Source organism: Vicinamibacteria bacterium (assembly GCA_035570235.1).
Lineage (GTDB): Bacteria > Acidobacteriota > Vicinamibacteria > Fen-336 > Fen-336 > DATMML01.
The window spans coordinates 11,849-33,300 of record DATMML010000105.1; the positions used below are offsets into that span (position 1 = coordinate 11,849).

The 21,452-nt window shown below is 69.0% G+C and carries 17 protein-coding genes; 8 read left to right on the forward strand and 9 right to left on the reverse strand.

Translation table 11 applies throughout. The features are described 5' to 3' along the window. Positions 1-4: 4 nt before the first annotated feature. The 4 genes from VN461_19980 to rho all read right to left on the reverse strand — a co-directional run bounded on the left by VN461_19980 (position 5) and on the right by rho (position 4,073). A complete protein-coding gene (locus VN461_19980) occupies positions 5-706 on the reverse strand; it encodes an ABC transporter ATP-binding protein (protein HXB57053.1) in 702 nt (233 codons plus the stop codon). Further along, a complete protein-coding gene (locus VN461_19985) occupies positions 703-1,902 on the reverse strand; it encodes an efflux RND transporter periplasmic adaptor subunit (GenBank protein ID HXB57054.1) in 1,200 nt (399 codons plus the stop codon). Before VN461_19985 ends, VN461_19980 begins: the two co-directional genes overlap by 4 nt. 108 nt (positions 1,903-2,010) lie before the next feature. Continuing rightward, positions 2,011-2,742 carry an alpha/beta hydrolase-fold protein gene (locus tag VN461_19990; GenBank protein HXB57055.1) on the reverse strand — a complete coding sequence of 244 codons (732 nt, stop codon included), beginning with the start codon at positions 2,740-2,742 and terminating at the stop codon, positions 2,011-2,013. A gap of 20 nt (positions 2,743-2,762) precedes the next feature. After that, the gene (gene rho / locus VN461_19995; protein ID HXB57056.1) at positions 2,763-4,073 is read right to left on the reverse strand and encodes a transcription termination factor Rho; all 1,311 of its coding nucleotides are present in this window, start codon (positions 4,071-4,073) and stop codon (positions 2,763-2,765) included. 532 nt (positions 4,074-4,605) lie between these two features. On the opposite strand from rho, the gene VN461_20000 reads away from it, so the two are divergent. Then, positions 4,606-8,034, forward strand: a complete 3,429-nt coding sequence (locus tag VN461_20000; GenBank protein ID HXB57057.1) for a S8 family serine peptidase — start codon at positions 4,606-4,608, stop codon at positions 8,032-8,034. Positions 8,035-8,116: 82 nt separating this feature from the next. Here the strand turns inward: VN461_20000 and VN461_20005 are convergent, their stop codons facing one another. From VN461_20005 to VN461_20015, 3 genes are read right to left on the reverse strand one after another with little or no spacing between them, the layout of a single operon-like run. Beyond that, positions 8,117-8,761 (reverse strand): hypothetical protein, encoded by a 645-nt coding sequence (locus VN461_20005; protein ID HXB57058.1) that lies wholly within the window; start codon positions 8,759-8,761, stop codon positions 8,117-8,119. A 45-nt stretch (positions 8,762-8,806) separates the two neighbouring features. Next, on the reverse strand, positions 8,807-9,484 hold the full coding sequence (locus tag VN461_20010) for a hypothetical protein (protein ID HXB57059.1): 678 nt from the start codon (positions 9,482-9,484) through the stop codon (positions 8,807-8,809). 40 nt (positions 9,485-9,524) lie between these two features. Continuing rightward, complete coding sequence (locus VN461_20015) at positions 9,525-10,916, reverse strand: IgA Peptidase M64 (GenBank protein HXB57060.1); 1,392 nt, start codon at positions 10,914-10,916, stop codon at positions 9,525-9,527. 98 nt (positions 10,917-11,014) lie between these two features. On the opposite strand from VN461_20015, the gene ggt reads away from it, so the two are divergent. Then, the gene (gene ggt, locus VN461_20020; protein HXB57061.1) at positions 11,015-12,700 is read left to right on the forward strand and encodes a gamma-glutamyltransferase; all 1,686 of its coding nucleotides are present in this window, start codon (positions 11,015-11,017) and stop codon (positions 12,698-12,700) included. Between the two features lie 78 nt (positions 12,701-12,778). Here ggt and VN461_20025 read toward each other — a convergent pair whose 3' ends face one another. Next, positions 12,779-15,088, reverse strand: coding sequence for a PAS domain S-box protein (locus VN461_20025; protein HXB57062.1), 2,310 nt, complete (start codon positions 15,086-15,088; stop codon positions 12,779-12,781). 140 nt (positions 15,089-15,228) lie between these two features. Between VN461_20025 and VN461_20030 the strand changes: the two genes are divergently transcribed. The 5 genes from VN461_20030 (at position 15,229) to xth (ending at position 20,614) form a co-directional block, all read left to right on the forward strand. Beyond that, positions 15,229-17,226 (forward strand): TonB-dependent receptor, encoded by a 1,998-nt coding sequence (locus tag VN461_20030; GenBank protein ID HXB57063.1) that lies wholly within the window; start codon positions 15,229-15,231, stop codon positions 17,224-17,226. Next, on the forward strand, positions 17,214-17,777 hold the full coding sequence (locus tag VN461_20035) for a YfiR family protein (protein HXB57064.1): 564 nt from the start codon (positions 17,214-17,216) through the stop codon (positions 17,775-17,777). The genes VN461_20030 and VN461_20035 overlap by 13 nt, the downstream gene beginning before the upstream one ends. A gap of 1 nt (position 17,778) precedes the next feature. Further along, on the forward strand, positions 17,779-19,236 hold the full coding sequence (locus tag VN461_20040) for an ATP-binding protein (GenBank protein HXB57065.1): 1,458 nt from the start codon (positions 17,779-17,781) through the stop codon (positions 19,234-19,236). Further along, a complete protein-coding gene (locus VN461_20045; protein HXB57066.1) occupies positions 19,233-19,694 on the forward strand; it encodes a response regulator in 462 nt (153 codons plus the stop codon). The genes VN461_20040 and VN461_20045 overlap by 4 nt, the downstream gene beginning before the upstream one ends. A 155-nt stretch (positions 19,695-19,849) precedes the next feature. After that, positions 19,850-20,614: an exodeoxyribonuclease III gene (xth, locus tag VN461_20050; GenBank protein HXB57067.1), complete on the forward strand. Its 765-nt coding sequence runs from the start codon at positions 19,850-19,852 to the stop codon at positions 20,612-20,614. A 28-nt stretch (positions 20,615-20,642) separates the two neighbouring features. Here xth and VN461_20055 read toward each other — a convergent pair whose 3' ends face one another. Continuing rightward, entirely contained in the window at positions 20,643-21,122 is a 480-nt protein-coding gene (locus VN461_20055; protein HXB57068.1) for a DinB family protein, read from the reverse strand. Positions 21,123-21,218: 96 nt separating this feature from the next. Here VN461_20055 and VN461_20060 point away from each other — a divergent pair. After that, positions 21,219-21,452: ABATE domain-containing protein (locus tag VN461_20060; GenBank protein HXB57069.1), on the forward strand; the 234-nt coding region annotated here is incomplete at its 3' end.

The window sequence follows — 21,452 nt, forward strand, 5'->3', positions numbered from 1 at the left end:
CGCCTCAATCCTTTCTGAGCACGCCCTTCTCGAGATGGTGTTGGATATGGGCACGCTCCGCCGCCCGCGGGTCGTGGGTCACCATCACGATCGTCTTCTTGAAGTCCCGGTTCAGGCTCTGCATCAGGTCCAGGATCTCGTGCGCGCTCTTCGCGTCCAAGTCTCCGGTGGGCTCGTCCGCCACCAGCACCTTGGGGTCGGCCACGATGGCGCGCGCGATGGCCACCCTCTGCTCCTGGCCGCCCGAGAGCTGGCGCGGGTAGTGGTGGGCGCGATCGGCCAGCCCCACCACCTTGAGCGCGGTCAGGGCCCGCTCCCGCCTCTCCGCCTTGGGGAGGTGGGTCAGGAGCAGGGGAAGCTCCACGTTCTCGAGCGCGCTCAGGACCGGGATCAGGTTGTAGAACTGGAAGATGAAGCCCACGTTGCGGCTGCGCCAGGCGGCGAGCGCGCTCTCCGAGAGCTGGGCCACGTCGGTGCCCGCCACCAGGACCTTGCCCGAGGTGGGTCGGTCGATGCCCGCGATCAGGTTCAGGAGCGTGGTCTTTCCCGACCCCGAGGGGCCCATGAGGGCCACGAAATCTCCCTCCGGCACGCGGATGTCGATTCCGTTCAGAACCGGGATCTCCAGGCTGTCCCGGTGGTAGACCTTCACCACATGCTGCACGTCGACCATCGGCGCGGTCGCCGAGACCGGTTCTGCGCTCATCCCTTCACCCTCACCGCATCGCCATCTTTCATAGCCTCCGGGGGACGGGCGACCAGCGTCTCCCCTCCGGCCAGGCCCTCGCGGACCACGACCTGGCCCGAGCGCTCGAGCCCCACCACCACCGGCTTCGCCCGGACCTTCCCCTCCCGCACCTCGAACACGAGGGTCTTGCCGTCCCGGCTCGCCACCGCCTCCTTGGGCACGGTGATGACCGACTCCGCCGGCTCCGACGCCGTCTTCGGCTTCGTCGGCTCCAGGAAAGTCGCCTTGGCGCTCATCTCCGGCTTCAGGTCCTTGTCCTTGTCCAGGATGGTGACCTTCACCTGCACGGTGGCCTTGGTCCGGTCCGCAGTGGGGATCACCTGCCGCAGCACGGCCTTGTAGCGCCGCTCGGGAAAGGCCTCTACCGTGACCTCCGCCGGTTGGTTGGGGCCCAGCTTGGCCACGTTCGATTCGCTCACGTCCGCTTCCACCTCCAGGGTGTCGAGGTCGGCCAGGGCCACGATGGCCCCGGAGGCAGTGGAGATGTTCACCCCGGGCGGGATGGGAGCCACGCTCTCCCCCACTTCCGCCATCTTCTTCACCACCACTCCCGTGAAGGGGGCGCGGATCTGCGTGAACTGAAAGGTTGCCTCCGCGTAGTCGAGGTCGGCCTTGGCCTGGCTCAGGGCCGCCTCGGCCAGGCGCACCCGGCTGCGGCTTGCCTCCAGGCTATCCTCGGACACCACCAGCTCGCGGGCCAGCTTCTCGGAGAGCCGGAGCTGGCGCTGGTTCTCCGCCAGGTCCGCCTCCGCGTGCTGGAGAGCGGCCCGCGCCCGTCCGATTTGGGCCAGGTAGTCCTCACTCTCCAGGCGAGCGATCACCTCGCCCTCCTTGACCCGGCTCCCCTCCTCGACCTTGAGCTCGGACAGTCGGCCTTGGATCTTGGCCGAGACCACCGCTTTCCGCCGCGCGACCACGTAGCCGGAGGCAGTGAGGACGGGCGCCCCCGCGCTCGTCTCCCCGCTGCGCGCGACCGCGGGCCGCACCGTGTCCACCTCGGGAGCGGAGAGGGCCTGGCGGGCCCGGAACGCATAGAGCACGCCCAGCCCGAGGATAACGGGAATGAAGAAGAGGAGGGGCCACCGCCAGGGGCTGACGGCCGGCCCCTCCCGGTCGATCTTCAGAGAAGCGAGGTCTCCTTTGAGGTCCGCCAAGTTAGGTCTCTCCTCGACTCTACGCAGCCCGCGTCCGGCGGGTCCGTGGTTTTCGGTGAACGACCGCTCCCCGCCGGCGAACGCCGCCGCCCCGGGTCCCGACCGCCCTCAATAAAGCCTCCCCAGGTACTCGTTCATCTGTCGCTTCCAGTAGGGCCAGTCGTGCCCGCCCTCCGCCCCCCAGTTGTCCAGGGAATGGTTGATGCCCCGCCCCCGCAACACCTCCGAGAGCCGGTAGGTGGGGCCGGCGTCCTCAAAAGACCCCGACCCCGTGACCAGGTGGATGTCGTCCTGGTTGAGCTGATGGAGGTACCCGGGGTCGGAGAGGCCGGCCAGGTAGTCCACGGGGTTGTTGAAGTAGAAGTTATCGTCGTAGTCCCCATCCATGAACCGGCGCAGGTCATAGACGCCGGAGAGGGCCAGGCAGCGCCGGAACAGATCGGGGTGCTTGAAGAGGCTGTTGGCTGCGTGGTAGGCGCCGAAGGAGGCCCCGGTGGTGGTGATGGGAAGGCCCGCAGTCCGGCAGTGCTCGTATATGAAGGGTACCACCTCGTTTGCGATATAGGCATCGTACATGGCCTGGCGGTAGCTGCGGTGCCGGGGGTGGGCCTGCTTGTTGTACCAGGAGTCGTTGTTGACGGTATTCACGCAGAAGAACTTCACGCGTCCTTCGTCGATGTAGTGGGCGAGGGCATCGATCATCCCCTGGCCCGCGTACTCGTACTCGTCCCCCCCGCTGGTGGGGAAGACGAGGAGGGGAGACCCATAGTGCCCGTAGACCTGGATCCCCATCTCCTGGCCCAAGCGGGGCGAATGCCAACCATGATGCTCGACCAGCATGACGGGCCTCCGGGGGGGCCTCAGCGGAAGCGGCGGACCGGAGCGGGGGCCACGAGCGTGCCCAGGAACGCCGCGTTGGAGGGTGTCTTCTGGATCTTGTCGATCAGGAACTGCGCCGCCTCGGTGGTGGAGAGATCGGCGAGGGCACGGCGGAGCAGGTGCCGCTGCTTCAGCTCCTCCGGGGAGCAGAGCAGCTCTTCGCGGCGGGTGCCGGACTTCAGCACGTCCACGGCGGGAAAGATCCGCCGGTCGGCGATGCCGCGATCCAGGATCAGCTCCATGTTCCCCGTCCCCTTGAACTCCTGGAAGATGACCTCGTCCATCCGGCTCCCCGTCTCGATGAGGGCGGTGGCCAGGATGGTGAGGCTGCCGCTTCCTTCGCAGTTGCGGGCGGCCCCGAAGAACTGCCGGGGGAACTGCAGGGCGCGGTTGTCCACGCCTCCGCTCATGGTCCGGCCGCCGGGCCCGATCTCGCGGTTGCTGGCTCGGCCCAGGCGGGTGAGGCTGTCCAGGAGGATCACCACGTGGCGCCCGGCCTCCACCAGTCGCTTCGCCCGCTCCATGGCCAAGCGGGCCAGCTTGATGTGGGAGTCGGAGGCGGAGTCAGAGGAGCTGGCCAGTACCTCCGCCTTCACGGCCCGGCGGAAGTGCGTGACCTCCTCCGGCCGCTCGTCGATGAGAAGCAGGATGAGGTGGACCTCGGGGTGGTGTTTGGAGATGGCCTGACCCAGATGCTCGAGGAGCGTGGTCTTGCCGGCCTTGGGGGGGGACACGATGAGGCCCCGCTGGCCGCGGCCGATGGGAGCGATGAGGTCGATGATGCGCAGGCTGGTCTCCGCCTGCTCGGCGGCGAGGTGGAAGGCCTCGTGCGGGTTCACGGAGACAAGATCCTGGAAATGGGGCAGGGCCCGGTATTGCTCGGGGGGCATTCCCCCTGCCTTTTGGACCTCCACCAGGGTGCGGCGCCCGTTGCCCCCGTCACGAACCAGGCCCTCGATCTCCGTGCCGTCGCGCAAACCGTAGTCCCGGGCGATCTGCGCCGGAACCACAACGTCGTCGCGGTGCGACAGGTAGTTCTGGGCGGCCTGCCTCAAGAACCCGCCGACTCCCTCCGTGAGTTCGGCCACTCCGCCAACCGGCGCTGTCGGACCGGTCAGGGGGATCGGAGCTTGTCGGGGGTCCCTCGGCCCTCTTGGCCCCTGGTTCTGCGGATGGGGTCCGTTGGGCCGGTCGTGTCGATGGGGGTGTCGATGGCGCCGCGGGTGTCGCGGGCCGTGCCTCACGGGCGGCCCGCCCGCCGCGGATCGATCATCGTCTCCTCCGAAGGGCACTATAGCACGGGTGGAGGCCTTCGGGCGAGCACGTAAAGGACTCCCGAAGAATTGAAACCGACCCCATCTCGACCCCGGAATCCGGTTACTCGGGAGACCAAGAAGTGTTTACCCGAGCGGCATTCAGGTTGTTGGAGCGGCCGGCATCGCTTGACTTCCGGGGCCGTCCCGTCCAGCATACGGCCTCCCTCGCCGTTATGATCCTTGGCCGTCACCTCGCGCCAGACCTGACTGAAAGCCCGCCCGAGGCTCGCCGCGCCCAGCGTCCAGCGCCACTCTCTCAGAGTCGGCTCCTCTCACGTGCCGTTCACGCTTCCCGCGGCGCCCGCCAAAACGTCGGCGGGGACCTCGTCGCTCCACGTGCTTTGCCTCCGGCCCTCCTGGCCGTAGCGCCCATCATGGGGTCGAGTCAGGGCGCCACGGTACTACGAACACGCGCCGAGTCAGGTCCAATCGGCCTAGGCAGCCTCTGCTCGATCGCAACCGGTCGCCGGGGTCGCGTTGGGTCAAGCGCTTCAAGGAGAATTTGCAGATGAAAAGCCACGTCTCCGCCCTCTCCGGGCCCTTTGTTCTCGCGGCCCTTCTCGCCCTGCCGGCTACGGGAGCGGCGGATGATTTCACGGCGACCCCCCTGGAGCCGCTCTCTGTCCACACCCTCCCCGGAGTCAAGGTCCGCAACACGGATCAGGCCATGGCGAGGGTGATCGTGAAGTTCGAGGCCGATTCGGTGGCCGCCTACAAAGGGGACATCCCCGGGCTCCCCGCCACCAGCCCCCAGGTGACGGGCGCGACGCGCCTGGACTTCGAGTCCGAGGCCGCCCGCGCCTACGAACGACACTTGATCACCAAGGAGCAGGAGTTCGAGGCGAATCTCCACCAGTCCATCCCCAACGCCAGCATCACCCATCGCTTCCGCAAGGTGGTGGGCGGCGTGGCCATGACCGTGCCGCGGCAATACCTCAGGGACTTGAGCCTCCTGCCCGGGGTCCAGGCCGTGTACGAGGACGTAGCGGTGCCCCTCAGCACGGACCGCAGCCCCGCCTTCATCGGGGCCCCCATCCTGTGGGCCCAGGTGGGCGGCCAGGGCCGCGCGGGCGAGGGCGTCATCGTGGGCATGATCGACACCGGGGTCTGGCCCGAGCACCCGTCGCTGGCCGACGACGGCACCTACCCGGCCCCACCCGCGAAGTGGCACGGGACAAGCTGCCAGTTCGGATCCGCCAACCCCGACGATCCTGCCTTTGCCTGCAACCACAAGCTGATCGGGGCCCGCCGGTTCATGAACACCTTCGACCACTCCGGAATCGCGCCCCTCCCCGGCGAGTTCAACTCCGCCCGCGACAACAACGGCCACGGCACCCACACCGCCACCACCGCCACCGGCGACGCGGGGGTGGCGGCCGGGTTCGGCGGAACGCCCCTGGCCCACGTCTCCGGCATTGCGCCCCGGGCCCACGTGGCGGTCTACAAGGTCTGCTTCACCGACAGCGCGGGTGGAGGCCAGTGCTTCAATTCCGACTCCGCGGCCGCCATCGAACAGGCCATCGCCGACGGTGTCGACGTCATCAGCTTCTCCATCGGCGGCGGAGCCAACCCCTACTCAGACGTGGTCGAGCTCGCCTTCTTGGACGCCTACCGCGCGGGGGTGTTCGTGTCCGCGGCGGCCGGCAACAGCGGGCCGGGCGCGGACACCGTCGAGCACCGCGGCCCCTGGGTGACGACCGTGGCCGCCAGCACCACCGACCGCGTCTTCCAGGGCTCGGCCACGATCACGGCCGACGGCACCGGGTCCCTCACCGTGACCGGAGCCTCCGTCATGGGCCCGATCACGTCCGCCGCCCCCGTCGTCCTCGCCTCCGCCCCTCCCTACTCGAACCCGCTCTGCTTGAGTCCCGCCGCCCCCGGGAGCTTGACCGGCAAGATCGTGGTCTGCCGACGGGGCACCAACGCCCGGGTGGCAAAAGGCTTCAACGTCCTCCAGGGCGGCGCGGTGGGGATGATCCTCTACAACACTCCAAGCCCCAACGATACGGACGCCGATGTCCATTTCCTGCCCGCGGTCCACATTGACAGCGCGCAGGGGGTCGCCCTGCTGGCCTTCCTGGGCTCCCACACGAACAACACCGGCACCTTCTCCGGAGGCGCGTCCAGCTTGACCGGCCAGGGGGACGTGATCGCCGACTTCAGCTCCCGGGGCGGCCCCAACCAAACCCTGGGCGTCAGCAAGCCCGATGTGGCCGCTCCCGGCGTGAACATCCTGGCCGGCCAGACGCCGAAGCCGGCCGCCATCGGAGGGGCGCCGAGCGGCGAGCTCTTCCAGATCATCAGCGGGACTTCCATGGCGACCCCCCACGTCTCGGGCACGGCCGCCCTCCTGAAGCAGCTCCACCCCCATTGGACGCCGGGCCAGATCAAGTCCGCGATCATGACCACCGCTTTGACTGCGGGTCTGGTCAAGGGAGACGGGATCACACCCGCCGACTCCTTCGACCTCGGCTCCGGCCGCATCGACCTCAGGAACGCGGGCCTGCCCGGCCTCACCTTCGACGCCCCCGCCCAGGACTTCTTGACCTTCCAAACCAACCTCTCGCTCGTGAACTACCCCAGCCTTTACGTGCCGGTCATGCCCGGCAAAGTGACGGTGCCGCGGACGGTGTTCAGCGATCTCCGGCATCACAGCCTTTGGCTCCTGAGCGTGGACGCCCCCCCCGACGTCACGGTCCGGGTGCCGGAGGCGCTCATGGTGCCCGCGCACGGCCAGGCGACGTTCGACATCACGGTGGACGCCCGGGCCGTGCCCCTGGGGGCGGTTCGCCACGCCACCCTCTTCCTCGAGAATGGCTGTGGCAACGGCGGGGACGACCGTGAGGGCCGCGGTGACGGCCACCGCGAGGGCGGCGACGAGGCGGACCGGCACGACGACGGCGACCGGCACGAGGACCGCGACAACCGCTGCCGGAAGCTGCACTTCCCGATCACCTTCGACCGCCGGCAGGCCGGGGTCACCTTGGACGAGTCCTGTGACCCGGCGACGCTCGCCGAGCACGCCACCACGACTTGCACCATCACCGCCACCAACACCACCTTCAACGACGCCTCCGTCCACCTGCGGGACCGCCTGCCCCGGCGGCTATCGCTGGTGAGCGTCACGGGGGCGGTGGCGGACGGTACCCACCGGCTCACCTTCGACGGCACCCTGGCGGGGGCGACCCCGCCCGACGTCCACGCGGCCGCGGCCAACGACTCCCCCGCCGGCGGCTACCTGCCCTTGAGCCTCTTCGGTATTGCGCCCCTGCCCAACATGGGAGACGAGACGCTGGCGAATTTTGCCGTGCCGGCGTTCCGCTTTGCCAGCGAGACCTACACCCAGATCGGCATGGTCAGCAACGGCTATCTGGTCGTGGGCGGCGGGGTCTCGAGCGACATCCAGTTCCTGAACCAGCACTTCCCCAACCCCGCGCCCCCCAACAATGTCCTCGCGCCCTTCTGGACCGACCTCGACGCCACCCCCGCCCGGGGTGGAGCCATGCGCGTGGGCAGCTTGAGCGACGGCGTGCACACCTGGATCGTCTTCGAGTGGGACAACGTGCCCAACTTCAGCAACAACGCCCAGCGGAACTCGTTCCAGGTATGGGTCGGGGTCAACGGCGTGGAGGACATCAGCTACGTCTATGGACCCCAGCTGACCGCGGGCGAGGGCGGGTTCCTCACCGTCGGAGGGGAGAACAAGTTCGGCAGCCGGGGCGCCAACTTCTACTACAACGGCACGGGCACGCTTCCCGTGGCGAACAGCACGCAGGTCCGGATCACCAGCACCCCCGGCGGCCCCGGCGAGACCAAGACCGTGTCCTTCACCGCCCGCGCCGGCGAGGAAGGCGCGTGGACGAACTGCGCGGAGATGACGGGCAGCATCTTCTTCGGGACCGCGACCGCCTGCGTCACGGGCGCCGTCACGAAGTGACCAAAGCGCCCCTCGCGCACCGAGGGGCGGGTGCCACCCACGGCGGGCTGGACTCGATCCGGCCCGCCGTTTTTTTGGAGCTTCAGGGGACCCGCGGCTCGGAGCAGAGGAAGGGGGCGCCCCGCGCTCCCGCGTGGTACTCGTAGGATCGGCCGCGCGCCAAGAGGCGGATGAGGAAGCCGGGCTGGAGGACCTGGGTGTAGAGGAGGCCCGGCCGCGGGCAGCCCAGGCTGCTGTCCGGCCAGACGACCTCCTTGAACTTCAAGAGGGAGATCTCGGAGAGCGGGATCGACAGCTGGCGGGCGAGGTCCTCCTTCGCCTGCGTGACCAGCTTCTGGCCCACCGGGTCCTGAGGATCGGGGCTGACCGCTCCCTCCTGCTCTCCGGGGCCCCCACCCGCCTCCGCCTTGAGCCCCCCGCCGGCCACGGCCAGACCGGCCCCGCAGAGGAGGGCCCGGCCGGCCCCCACGTGGACGCGGTAGATCCGGCCGCTGGCTTTCAGGAGGACGCGGAACCCGGGGGTGGGCTCGGGCGGGCGAGCCTGGCCTTTCTCCGGGCAGCCCAGGCTCGCGTCGGGCCAGTCCATCTCCGTGACCGCCACCACCTCGATCGCGCCTTCGGCGGACGAGTGCAGCGTTTTTTTGGCCAGCACGAGTGCCTGGTCTTTGGTCATCGGGGCCGCGGGCGCCGCCACCACCGCGAGCGCCAGGAGAAGCAAGTCGAGCAAGGCGCGGGGCCTCCCCAACCAGTCTACAACGGTTTACGGTTCCGGCTAGGGTTTCTCGCCCGGCAGCAGCGGGCGCAGGGTCACGACATACCGCTTATCCCCCGCGCAGACCGAGGCGGGGGCGCCGCCCGTGGGCCAGTCGGCGACGGCGGCCGCGGACACGCTCCTCGGCCCGGCCAGGGCCTCCGCGAGGGGCACGGCAAAGCCCCAACTCCGGCAGCCCCCGATGAGCGCCCCTTCCCGCGCCGAGAGCGCGTAGGCGGCGGGTTCGTAGGAGCGCAGGCTCTCGTGGGCGAAGGCCGCCAGATCTTGGACGAGAGAGGCGAGGGGCCGCAAGCCGGCGGGAGCGGACGCGGGATCCCCCGTGGCCAGGATGTCGAGGGGCTGCCCCTTGCCGAGGCGAAGGTGGTAGCGGGGGGAGGCGGCCGCCCCGAAGGAGACTTGCGAGCCGAGCCCGGGAATCTTGCGCACGCGGGCGATCCGCTTCTCCAGCTCCTTCACCTCGTCGCGCTCGAGGCGGCCGGTGGCCAGCCTCTGCGTCCCGCCCACGAACACCTGGCCGTCCTCGAGGAGCACGAAGCGCGGGGAGTTGGCGGCGGTCCCCGGCCCCCCCGGGGAGGGGCCGACCGCATCCAGGACGATGACGGCGCCGGGAACGTCGCCGGCCCGGGCGGCGGGAACGAGGGCCAGGAGCGCGACGAGCGGGATGGAGGCGCGGACCATGAGCGGGCAGTCTACACCGACCCTCCCCCGCCCCACCAACTCAGCGGGGGCCGGGCGGGCGGGCGTAGAGGTCGATCACGCGCTCGATGGCCCGGCGGCAGACCGCGCAAAACGCCTGGCTGCGCGTGAACATGATGCAGTCGGCCTGGGGCCGGTAGTAGCCCTTGGCCTCGTAGAGCGCGCCCTCGAAGGCTCCCACCGCGGCCGGGTGGAGGCCGGCGCCAAGGATCTTACCCACCCGCTCGCGCTCCTCGCGGAACAGGGCGTCCATCTCCTCCTCCGGACGGTGCCGGGCCCGGATGTCGCGCCGCCGGCCCTGGATCTCCTTCTCCACCGCCTCGAAGGCCTCCTTCTCCCAGGGGGTGGGCAGGGGGGTCCCGGCCGTGACGAGGTCCCTCCACTTTGAGGCCTGGGGATCGACGGTGGCGTTGGGCTCCCAGGGCTCGGGCCGCTCGCTCGCGGGCCCGTAGGCCACGTCCGAGGTGTAGTACTCGTCGGCCAGGCCTGCGAAATGGTGGCCGAACTCGTGGACGAACACGTAGGGGGCCCAGGCGCTGTCCGCGGCCACGGTGGCGTAGAGGTTGAAGATGCCGCCCCCCCCGTACTTCCGGTCGTTGACCAAGATCTCCACGAACTCGTAGGGCGCGGACGCGGCCGCCTCCCGCATCCTCTTGTTGTCGAGAGTGAGCACGTAGCGCTCGGACCCGAAGGCGTCGTAGCCCGCTCGAAGGGCGGAGCGGTGGTGAACGCCGTCCGAGGGCCGCGCCACCCCGCTCTCGTCGGAAGGGGTGTCCAAGGCCCAGACGTTGAAATCCTGGCGGCGCTCCTTGAAGGGGGAGACCGCGAAGAGGAGGTCGGCCATCCGCCGGGCGTCCCGATGCCACTTCTCCATCTCGGCGGCGGTGTACCCGTCGCCCATCAGGAGCAGATCCACCTTGTCCCGGGGCTCGCCGTTTTTCATGACCGCCCACACCTTCGTCCCCGGGGAGGGAGGGCTGGAGTCGATGGCGGGGCTCTGGGGGTCCACGAGCACGGACCAGATCTCGCGGAAGGCTCCGTTCTTTCCCCGCTTCTTGACCACGACCTGCGCGGGAGCGGCCGGCTCCGGGAAGCGCAGCGACTCGTGGAAGGCGCGCGCGACGTCCTTGGCTTCGGCCGTGGTCTCCCATTCCCCGAAGATGCTGGCGAAGCCGCGGGAGTAGAGCACGCGGTTCTTGCCACGGTCCACGACCTCGAAGAAGTAAGGGCCGAGGTTGGTGTCGTCGATCGCGCGGTCGGGCCGTCCCGGCCAGGGCCCCTCCCGGACCCAGCCGTCGAGGGCGAAGCGTTCTTCGGCCGCACCGCCGCTATGGACGTAGTCCAGGCGCAGGGTGCGGGGCTCGGCGGGGGGGGCGGCTACGGCGGCGGCCAAGCCGAGGGCGATCGTGAGCACGGGTTCACCTCCGGCGGCAGGGTATCACCCCCGGGGGCTTCCAGACCGGGTCGGGATGGTGGTAGCCTCGCCCGTCTGGGAAAGGCAGGAGATCCCGCGTGAAACTGCGCCTCGGCCCCATGCTGCCCGTCTCCGTCCTCGCCGCGACCCTGCCCGCCGCGAGCCATCCCGTGCGCGCGCGGACGGGAATCGTGGCTTCGCAGAACTTCATCGCCTCCCACGTGGGCATGGACGTGCTCATGGACGGGGGCAACGCCATGGATGCGGCAGTGGCCACCGCCTTCGCCCTCGCCGTGACCCACCCCGCCGCGGGCAACATCGGCGGGGGGGGCTTTCTGGTCTATCGGCGGGCGACGGGGGAGGCGGTCGCCTACGACTTCCGGGAGACCGCCCCCGCCGGCGCCTCCTCCACCATGTTCCTAGAAGCCGGGAAGTACGACGCCGACCGCCACCATCACCGATACCTGTCGGTGGGCGTGCCGGGAACGGTGGCCGGCCTGCACATGGCTTGGAAAGAGCAAGGCAAGCTTCCGTGGGAGCGGCTCTTGGAGCCCGCGATCTTCCTGGCCCGGGAGGGCTTCATGGTCACGGACGGCCTGGCCCGCTCGCTCCGCCAGGTCCTGCCCGAGATGAAGGCCTACCCGGCCTCCGTGGCCCAGTTCTCGCGGGCCGGCACCCCCTATGAGCCGGGCGACCTGTTGCGACAAGGGGACCTGGCCCGCACCCTGGAGCGGATCGCGGACCGGGGTCGGGAGGGTTTCTACGAAGGGGAGACGGCGCGGCTCATCGAAAGGGAGATGCAGGCCCACGACGGCCTCATCACTCAGGCGGATCTGAAAGCCTACACCCCCCGACGGCGGGAGGTCCTTCGCGGCACCTATCGCGGCTACGAAGTCCTCACCGTGCCCCCCGCCAGCTCGGGCGGCGCCTGTCTTCTGGAGATGCTGAACGTCCTCGAGGGCTATGACCTCGCGGCCAAGGGCTTCGGCTCCGCGGCCACCGTCCACCTGATCACGGAGGTCATGCGCCGCGCCTTCGCCGACCGGGCCCGTTACCTCGGGGATCCCGAATTCAATCCCGGGATGCCCATCGCGCGGCTCATCTCGAAGGAATACGCGACCGCCCTGCGCCGGACCATCCGCGCCGACCGCGCCTCGACCTCGTCGCCCCTGAGCTTCGAATGGCCGGCGCAGAGCACGCAGACCACCCACTTCTCGGTGGTGGATGCCGACCGCAACGCGGTGGCCCTCACCTACACCCTCGAGGATGCCTACGGCGTCAAGGCGGTGGTGCCAGGGGCGGGCTTCCTCCTGAACAACGAGATGGGAGACTTCAACGCGGGGCCGGGGCTGACGAACGCGGAGGGCCTGATCGGGACGGCCCCGAACCTGGCCGCGCCCGGCAAACGCATGCTCTCCAACATGACCCCCACCATTCTGGCCAAGGACGGCAAGGTCTTCATGGTCATAGGCAGCCCGGGGGGCCGGACCATCATCAACACCGTCCTTGTCACCACCTTGAACGTGGTGGACTTCGGCATGAACATCCAGGAGGCCATCGACGCCCCCCGCTTCCACCATCAGTGGCTTCCCGACGTCATCCGCTACGAGCGCTACGGCCTTTCCCCCGATACCCTGGCCCTCCTCACGCGCATGGGCCACGCGGCCAAGGAAAGCGAGCGCCCCCAGGGCGCGGCCCAGGGCATCGTCTACGACGCTAAGGAGGACCTGCTGGAGGGCGGCGCCGACCACCGCGCCCCCGATAGCGCGGCCATCGGCCGCTGAGCGGGCGGCCATCGACGTGCGCCGGCCCCGCCGCACCGGCCTTCCTGACCGCGTGTCTCCTGCGAGCGGGGCCGGAGCTCAGGCCTCCAGGACCTCGCGCACCTTCCGCAGGAGGGCGTCCGCGGTGAACGGCTTCTGAATGAAGTGGGTGCCGGGCTCGAGGGCACCGTGATGGCTGATGGCTTCGTCGGTGTAGCCCGACATGTACATGATCTTCACTGTGGGCCGGGAGGCCTTGATCCGGTCCGCCACCTGACGCCCGCTCATCCGGGGCATGACCACGTCGGTGAGTAGGAGGTGGATCGGGCCGTCGTGGCCGTCCGCGGTCGCGAGCGCCTGCTCCGGGCTCGCCCCGGGAAGAACCCGGTAGCCCCCCACTTCCAGGATCTCCGCGATCAACAACCGCAGCGCCTCCGCGTCCTCCACCAGCAGGATCGTCTCCGAACCCGTGGACGGCGCCTCCGCCCGCACCGCCCCCGCCGACGCGAGCGTCCCTGCCTCCTCCCTCCGCGGGAGATAGACCTTGAACGATGTCCCCTGGCCGACCTCGCTGTAGACGGCGACGTGGCCGCCGCTCTGCTTGATGATCCCAAAAACCGTGGACAGGCCGAGCCCCGTGCCCTTGCCTTCCTCCTTGGTGGTGAAGAAGGGCTCGAAGATGTGCGACATCGTGTCCGCGTCCATCCCGTGCCCGGTGTCGCTCACGGCCAGCATCACGTAGGAGCCGGGCTTGACGTCGGGATGCAGGCGGGTGTAGCTCCCGTCCAGATCTACGTTCGCGGTCTCGATGATGAGCTTGCCCCCCCGCGGCATGGCGTCGCGGGCGTTCACGGCCAGGTTGATGATCACCTGCTCCATCTGCCCCGGATCCGCCTTCACTAGACCCAGCCCGGAAGCGAAGACGGTGACGAGCTGGACGTCCTCGCCGATGAGCCGCCGCAGCATCTTCTCGGTGTCGTCGAGCACGGTGTTCAGGTCCAGCACCTCCGGGACCAGGACCTGCTTGCGGCTGAAGGCCAGGAGCTGGCGGGTCAGGCTCCCGGCCCGATCCGCCGCCTTCTGGATCTCCGCCGCGCGCCGGAAGCCGGGGTGCCCCACTCCCAGGTCCTTCAGCATCAGCTCGGTATAGCCGGTGATGACGCCCAGGAGATTGTTGAAGTCGTGCGCCACCCCGCCCGCGAGCTGGCCGACGGCCTCCATCTTCTGGGACTGGAGGAGCTGCGCCTCCAGCCTCCTCTTCTCCGTCACGTCGTGGGCGAGGACGAGCACCGCCTTCCGCCCCTGAAACGTGATCGGATCGGACGAGATGTCGACCTCGATGAGGGAGCCGTCCTTCGTCCGGTGCCGCCAGCCGCTCGGGGACCCCGGCGGCATCCGCAAGAGTCCCTTGAGATGCGCGGAGAGCTTTGGAATCTCCTCGGGGGGCCGGATGTCATTGATGGTCATGCCCAGAAACTCCGCCGGCGTGTATCCGTACTGTCGAACGGCGGCGTCGTTGACGGCGAGGAAGGCGAGCGTCTCCGCGTCGAAGACCCACATCGGATGCGGGTTGCTGTCGAACAAGAGCCGATACTGCTCCTCGCGCTCCTGCAACCTCAGCTCGGCCTGCTTCCGCTCCGTGACGTCCGACCACGACGCCACTACCTCAAGCGGGTTCCCTTCCCCGTCCCGCAGCAGCTTCTGCTCGTCCCGAACCCAGCGGTACGCCCCGTCCTTGCGGCGGAAGCGATACTCGCGGACGACGTGCCCCTCCTGCAGGAGCTTCTGAACCTGGGCCAGGACCGGCTCCCGGTCCTCGGCATGGACCCGATCCACCCACCACTCCGACTTGAGGACCTCGGCAGGAGCGTAACCGAGCAGCTGCTCGATGTTCTCGCTCACCCAGTCGGGGACGAGCGTCTGGCCCGCGACCCGGAGCGAGTACAGAACCGCCGGGCTCGAGCTCACGAGGTGGTGGAGTCGCTCCTTGGTGCTGCGCAAGGCATCCTCGGCCTGCCGGCGGGCGGCCCGCTCGGCCGTCTCCGCCAGCGCCCGCAGGAGAGCGGGGGCGAGTCGGTCCCGCCTCTCCTTGGCCACAAAGTCCGTGGCCCCGGCCTTGAGAGCCTCGACCGCGCGCTCTTCTCCGAGGGTGGCGGTGAAGAATAGGAAGGCCATCTCCGGCCTCCGCGCCTTCGCCTCCCGCAGGGCCTGGAGTCCGTTGAAGGAGGGAAGGCTGTAGTCGGAGACCACGATGTTGTAGCCGCCCCCCTCGAGGGCAGCCACGAAGGCATCTCGGGTCTCCACCCTCACCACCTCCCAGTCCATACCGGCCTCCCGGAGCGCCAACTCCACGAGCTCGGAATCGGTTGGGCTGTCTTCGAGGTGGAGGACCCGGACGCTAGCCCCCATGAGTCATCGCCCCCCTCGTCCAATACTAGCTATTTCCAGCACAAGATGTGGAAATGAGGAGTATCATGTTTCTACACATTCGATGTTAAGTGCATATCGGCGCAACGAATAGCTCGTTGGCGCCCGGGGGGACCAGCTTCATGTTTCATGTGTCGAGCCCAGGGCGGCCCCGCCAGTCTCTCGTTTTTCCAGCCCCGCTCCTCCCTCTCGTCTTTCTGGCCTCCACGACCTCCTTGCTGGCCGACAACCAGCGCGACTTGACCTCCATCAGCCTGGAGGAGCTCGCGCAGACCCGGGTCACCTCGGTGTCCAAGGAGGAAGAACCGCTGTTCCAGACCCCGGCCGCGGTCTACGTCATCACCGCGGAGGACATTCGACGTTCGGGGGCCACGAGCATTCCGGAGGCTCTTCGGCTGGCGCCGGGGGTCGAGGTGGCCCGCATCAACTCCAATCAATGGGCGGTGGGGATCCGCGGCTTCACCAGTCGCCTCTCGCGCTCCGAGCTCGCCCTGATGGACGGGCGCAGCCTCTACACCCCCCTGTTCGCGGGCACGTACTGGGAGGTGCAGGACACGGTCCTGGACGACATCGAGCGGATCGAGGTCGTGCGGGGGCCCGGGGGGACCCTCTGGGGCGCGAACGCGGTGAACGGGATCGTCAACATCATCACGAAGAATTCCCGGGACACCCAGGGCGGGCTCGTCTACGGGGGGGGTGGGAACCAGGAACGGGGCTTCGTCGGCGCGCGCTATGGCGGAACGGTCGGCGACACGGGCAGCTACCGGGTCTACGGCAAATACTTCGACCGCGAGCCTGGATATCACGCCAGCGGCGACGACTTCGACGGGTGGCACATGGCTCAGAGCGGATTCCGCTCCGATTGGAAGCTTCCCTCGAGCGACCGGCTGACCGTCCAGGGAGACATCTATAACGGCCGAGCGGGCGAGCGGACCGCGCTGACCTCCTTTTCGCCCCCCTATCAGCGCACGGTGGACACCCCCGCGGAGCTCTCGGGAGGCAACCTGCTGGCCCGGTGGGATCACTCGCTTCTGGGGTCGAGTCTCGCCGTCACCTCCTATTACGACCGCACGCGTCGATTGGAGCCCACCTTTCACGAGACTCGCGACACCTTCAATATCGACATCCAGGACCAGTTCGGCCTCGCCCGCCAGAAGGTGGTCTGGGGTCTTGGCTATCGGTTCTCCTCCGGCCGGGGGCAGGGGGCCGATACCATAGCTTTCGTCCCCCCGGACCGGACCGATCACATCTTCAGCCTCTTCGTCCAGGACGAGATCGCGCTCGTGAAGGATCGCTTGACGCTCAGCCTGGGGACCAAGCTGGAGCGGAACGAGTACACGGGGTTCGAGCTCCAACCCAGCGGTCGCTTGCTGTGGTCTCCGGGTTCTCGTCAGGCGATCTGGGCCGCCATCACCCGGGCCGTGCGCACGCCCTCCCGGATCGAGCGCGACCTTTCTCTGACCGCGTCCTTCAGCCCCACCCTCCCCGTCTTCGCGCAGATCTCCGGGAATGACTCCTTCACGAGCGAGAGTGTGGTCGCCTACGAGGCCGGGTACCGTGTCCGGCCCACGGATCGGCTGAGCCTGGACCTCGCTCTCTTCTACAACCGCTACTCGGACCTCCTCAGCATCGAGAGCGGCACGCCCATCCCGGCCCCCGGCCGCCAGATCCTTCCCTTCCGCTTCGCGAACATGCTCGGCGGGCATGCCTCCGGATTGGAGCTCTCCTCCCTCGCGCAACTGACCAGGTCCTGGACCATGGCCGCGGAGTACTCCTACCTGAGCATGAGCCTCATGGCCCAGCCCGGCAGCACGGACCTCACCTCCGTCCCCACCGACGAGGCGAGCCCCCGTCACATCGCCCGCATCCGCTCCTCCTGGCGGCTTCCCGCGGGCCTGGACGCGGACGTCAGCCTCCGGTGGGTCGACGCCATCCGCTCCCAGAAGACACCCGCCTATTCGGCCCTGGACGCCCGCCTCGCTTGGCCGGTCGTGGCCAAGCTCGAGCTGGCCGTGGTGGGCCAGAACCTCCTGCGCGACCATCACCTCGAGTTCGGCAGCGGCCCCACCGCGGTTGAGATCCCGCGGTCCATCTATGGCGAGGCCCGGTGGCGGTGGTAAGGCTCCCGGGCTCGGGTACTCTGGCCGTTCTCTTGTTGCTCGCCTCGGCCCAGGCGGTGGACACGCGGGAGGCCCCCCGGGCGAGCGAGTACCAGGTCAAAGCCGCGTTCCTCTACAACTTTGCCAAGTTCGTGCACTGGCCGGACGAGCGCACTCTCGGCCCCGCCTTCACCGTCGCCGTCTTGGGCGAGGACCCCTTCGGCGGGATCCTGGAGAGCACCTTTGCCGGAAAGACCATTCTGGACAGAAACGTGGAGGTCCGCCGGATCAGCGCCCCGGAGGCCGCGGGCAAGTTCCAGATCCTCTTCATCGGCTCGTCCGAGCGGCCCCGCCTGGCGGAGATCCTGAAGGCCCTGGAGGGAACCAGCGTTCTCACCGTGGGCGAGATGGACGGCTTCTCGGACCGGGGCGGGATGATCACCTTCAAGCTGAAGAACGACCTCGTCCGCTTCGACATCAACCTGGACCAAGTCGAGCGCGCGCACCTCAAGATGAGCTCTCAGCTCATCCGCCTGGCCCTGCGTGTCATCTCCAAGGGTGACGGCGTCTGAGATGAACCTCCTGGGCGGGATGAGCATCCGGCGGAAGCTGACCAGCATCGGCATGCTGAGCAGCGTGACGGCGCTGGTGACGGCGAGCATCGCCTTCCTCGCCTACGATCTGCACAGCTTCCGCGAGTCGATGGTGCGCCGCATCCTGAGCGAGGCGCACATCATCAGCTTCAACAGCGTCTCGCCCCTCCTCTTCAACGACACCGAGGCCGCGAGCGCCACCCTGGGCGGCTTGCGGGGAGAACCGGCGGTAGCGGCGGCCCTCATCGTCGCCGAGAAGGGGGGCCGGCCCCTCGCCAGCTATGCCCGCGACGGCGGGTCGGCGGCGACGCTTCTCAACCCTTCTCCCGAGATTCCGGCCGGATACCTCTTCACGGCCGGCGAGCTCCTCGTGTCCGAGCCCATCCGGTTCGAGGGAAAGACCGTGGGCACGCTGCTGATCCGCGCCGACCTGGATGAGCTGGCCGACCGTCAGCGCCGCTACGCGGGCATGGTGATGGTCATCCTGGCCGGGTCCTTCCTCCTCGCCATCGCGATCTCCCGGATCGTCGAGAAGACGATCTCCAGGCCGCTGTTGAACCTGGCCAACACCGCGCGCACCGTTTCCTCCCAGAAGGACTACTCGGTGCGGGCCAAGTCGGAGGGCAACGACGAGATCGGCTCCCTCATCGGCACCTTCAACGAGATGCTGGACCAGATCGAGCGGCAGAACTCCGACCTCCAGGAGGCCCGCGTCGACCTGGAGAGGCGCGTCGAGGCCCGGACCCACGACCTGGCGGCCGCGAACAAGGAGCTGGAGGCGTTCTCGTATTCGGTGTCTCATGACCTCCGGGCTCCCCTGCGGGGGATCGACGGCTTCAGCAAGGCCGTCCTCAGCGGGTACGGGTCCCAGCTCGACGAACAGGGTCGTCACTACCTGGAGCGGGTGCGGGCCGGGACCCAGCGGATGGCCAGGCTGATAGACGACCTGCTCGGGCTGGCCAGGGTCAGCCGTCGGGATCTGGTCCGCCAAGAGGTGAGCCTGAGCGAGATCGCGGGTCGGGTGGCGGCCGAGCTGGCGACGCGGCCGCCGGTACGGGAGGTGCGTGTGCGCGTGGAAGCGGACCTCACCGCGGAGGCGGATCCCCACCTCTTGACCATCGTGCTCGAGAACTTGATGGGCAACGCGTGGAAGTTCACGGCCAAGAGGGAGGATGCCTGCATCGAGGTGGGCAAGCTCAAGGATGGCGCGGGGGCGGCCTTCTATGTGCGCGACAACGGGGCGGGCTTCGACATGGCGTACGCGGACAAGCTCTTCGGTGCGTTCCAGCGGCTTCACAGCGATGCGGATTTCGAGGGCACGGGAATCGGCCTGGCCACCGTGCAGCGGATCGTCAACCGCCACAGTGGACGGATATGGGCCGAAGGGACGGTCGGCGAAGGGGCGACGTTCTACTTCACTCTGGAGCGCAATCCATGAACAACCGGCCCATCCTTCTCGTGGAAGACAACCGCGACGACGTCGAGCTGACGGTGATGGCCCTGACGGAGGCCAAGATCACGAACCCGGTGGTGGTCGCGCGCAACGGCGTGGAGGCTCTCGACTACCTTTTCGGCACGGGGGCCCACGCCGGCCGCGACCCGACGGACCAGCCGGTGGTGGTACTGCTGGACATCAAACTGCCCCTCCTGAACGGTCTCGACGTCCTCAAGCGCATGCGGGAGGACGAGCGGACGCGGCGGACGCCGGTGGTCATGCTGACGAGCTCGACGGAGCAGACCGACATCGCCAACACCTATGAGCTGGGCGCCAACAGCTATGTCCGCAAGCCGGTGGAGTTCGAGGGCTTCGTGACCGCCGCGCGCCAGCTCGGTCTCTACTGGACGGTGCTGAACAATCCGCCGGAGCCCGGGGCCCCGAAGAAGAAGACCTCCTGAGTTCGCCCCCCTAGCGGGACCCCGCGCCCCTCCTCCCCCGCAACCCCGGGAGGCGCTCCCGGGCGCCGTGCCCGGGAAGCAGCGTTTCCTCGCCATTCGTCGCGCGCTCCCTCGCCCCTGGCCCGGCCCCGCCCTCGGGGAGTAGAGTGGCGGCGTTGAAGATAGCCTCCTGGAACGTCAACTCGATCCGGGCCCGGGAGCCGCGGCTCGTCCGCTGGCTGGGGGCCGCTCAGCCGGACGTGGTGTGCTTGCAGGAGCTGAAGGTCGCGGAGGAGGCCTTCCCCTTCGCGGCGCTCCGGGAGGCCGGCTACCACGCGGCCGTCCTTGGCCAGCGGACCTACAACGGGGTGGCCGTGCTCTCCCGCGAGGAGCCCCGCGACGTCGAACGCGGACTGGGCGACGACGACGAGCAGGCCCGCTTGATCTCCGTCCGCGTAGGGGGCCTGCGCGTGGTTTGCGCCTACGCCCCCAACGGGGAGGAGGTGGGTTCGGAGAAGTGGGCCTACAAGCTCGAATGGCTCCGCCGCCTGCGCGAGTATCTGGACCGGCGCTGCCGCCGGGACGAGCTTCTCGTCCTGGGCGGGGACTTCAACGTGGCCCCTGAGGAGAGGGACGTGGTCGATCCCGCGGCCTGGGCGGGCTCCGTCCTTTTCCACTCGGAGGCGCGGGCCGCCCTCGAAGAGGTGCGGCGCTGGGGCCTGGCCGACACTCTGCGTCTCCATCATCCCGAGCCGGGGCTCTACTCGTGGTGGGACTACCGGAGGCTGGCCTTCCCCAGGAATCAGGGTCTGCGCATCGACCTCATCCTGGCCAGCACGCCCCTCGCCGAGCGCTGCCGCGCCGCTTCCATCGACCGCGAGGAGCGCAAGGGCAAGCAGCCCTCGGACCACGCTCCCGTGATCGCGGAATTCTCGGGCTGAGGCCCGTCCGCGGCTCCGATCCCGCCGCTCAGCGCGGGCCCAGGCGCTTCAGGAGCTGGATCTGGCCGGCGTGGTAGAGGTCGTGGGCGGCGATGCCCCGGATCATCCGCGCGCTGCCTCCTCCCCCCGCCGCGAGGTCGGCGCGGGAGAGGCGGGCCACCACCTCTCGGAGCTGCCGATGCTCCTCCACGAGGCGCGCCACGTCCCGTCTCCAGGCCGCGTCGTCCGGGGTGGAGGGGCGGGCGAACCAGTTGCTGCCCGGATAGGCGAAGGAGCCCCGCTTTTGGCCGGTGAGCCGGCGCCGCACCGCATACTTCCAATAGGCGGCGTGGACCACGATCTCCCAGATGCTGTGCCGGGAGGGGCCGGCCCGCCAGGCCGCGCGCTTCGCGCTCAGGCCCCGCACCGAGCCCCGCAGGTTGGGGCCGTGCCAGGCCTTGCGTTCGAAGGCCTCGTCGAGGAGGGCCAGGTACGGCTCCAGGCCGGGGTTCGGGCGGGGCTGGGTCACCTCGGGCTCCTTCTAACCGGTGTGATAAAGTTCACGGGTTAGAAGCTATGTGGATGTCTCTAACCTGTCAAGAGCCTTTAAGGGGTTATACGAAGAATGGCGCTCCGAGGGGGGGCGGGGAACGGCGAGCGGTTTGAGCTCACAGGGGGCCGGCCCTGCCTGGACCTGGTCAACACCCTGGAGGCCCGTCCAACCCCCCGCCCGCGGGAGCTCTTGCGGAGCTACCTCGACCTGCTGGCCTGGGGCGAGCAGGCGGCTCTCCTCAGCCCCGGTCAGGCCCGGCGGCTGCGCGCCCGGGCTGGGCGGCGCGGGGGGGAGGCGGAGGCGGCC

What these genes read in the sequence shown, in the direction of transcription:
- VN461_19980 (HXB57053.1), bottom strand. Translation starts at nt 706, where the DNA reads ATGAGCGCAGAACCGGTCTCGGCGACCGCGCCGATGGTCGACGTGCAG.
- VN461_19990 (HXB57055.1), bottom strand. Translation starts at nt 2,742, where the DNA reads ATGCTGGTCGAGCATCATGGTTGGCATTCGCCCCGCTTGGGCCAGGAG.
- VN461_20000 (HXB57057.1), top strand. Translation starts at nt 4,606, where the DNA reads ATGAAAAGCCACGTCTCCGCCCTCTCCGGGCCCTTTGTTCTCGCGGCC.
- VN461_20010 (HXB57059.1), bottom strand. Translation starts at nt 9,484, where the DNA reads ATGGTCCGCGCCTCCATCCCGCTCGTCGCGCTCCTGGCCCTCGTTCCC.
- VN461_20025 (HXB57062.1), bottom strand. Translation starts at nt 15,088, where the DNA reads ATGGGGGCTAGCGTCCGGGTCCTCCACCTCGAAGACAGCCCAACCGAT.
- VN461_20030 (HXB57063.1), top strand. Translation starts at nt 15,229, where the DNA reads ATGTTTCATGTGTCGAGCCCAGGGCGGCCCCGCCAGTCTCTCGTTTTT.
- VN461_20040 (HXB57065.1), top strand. Translation starts at nt 17,779, where the DNA reads ATGAACCTCCTGGGCGGGATGAGCATCCGGCGGAAGCTGACCAGCATC.
- VN461_20045 (HXB57066.1), top strand. Translation starts at nt 19,233, where the DNA reads ATGAACAACCGGCCCATCCTTCTCGTGGAAGACAACCGCGACGACGTC.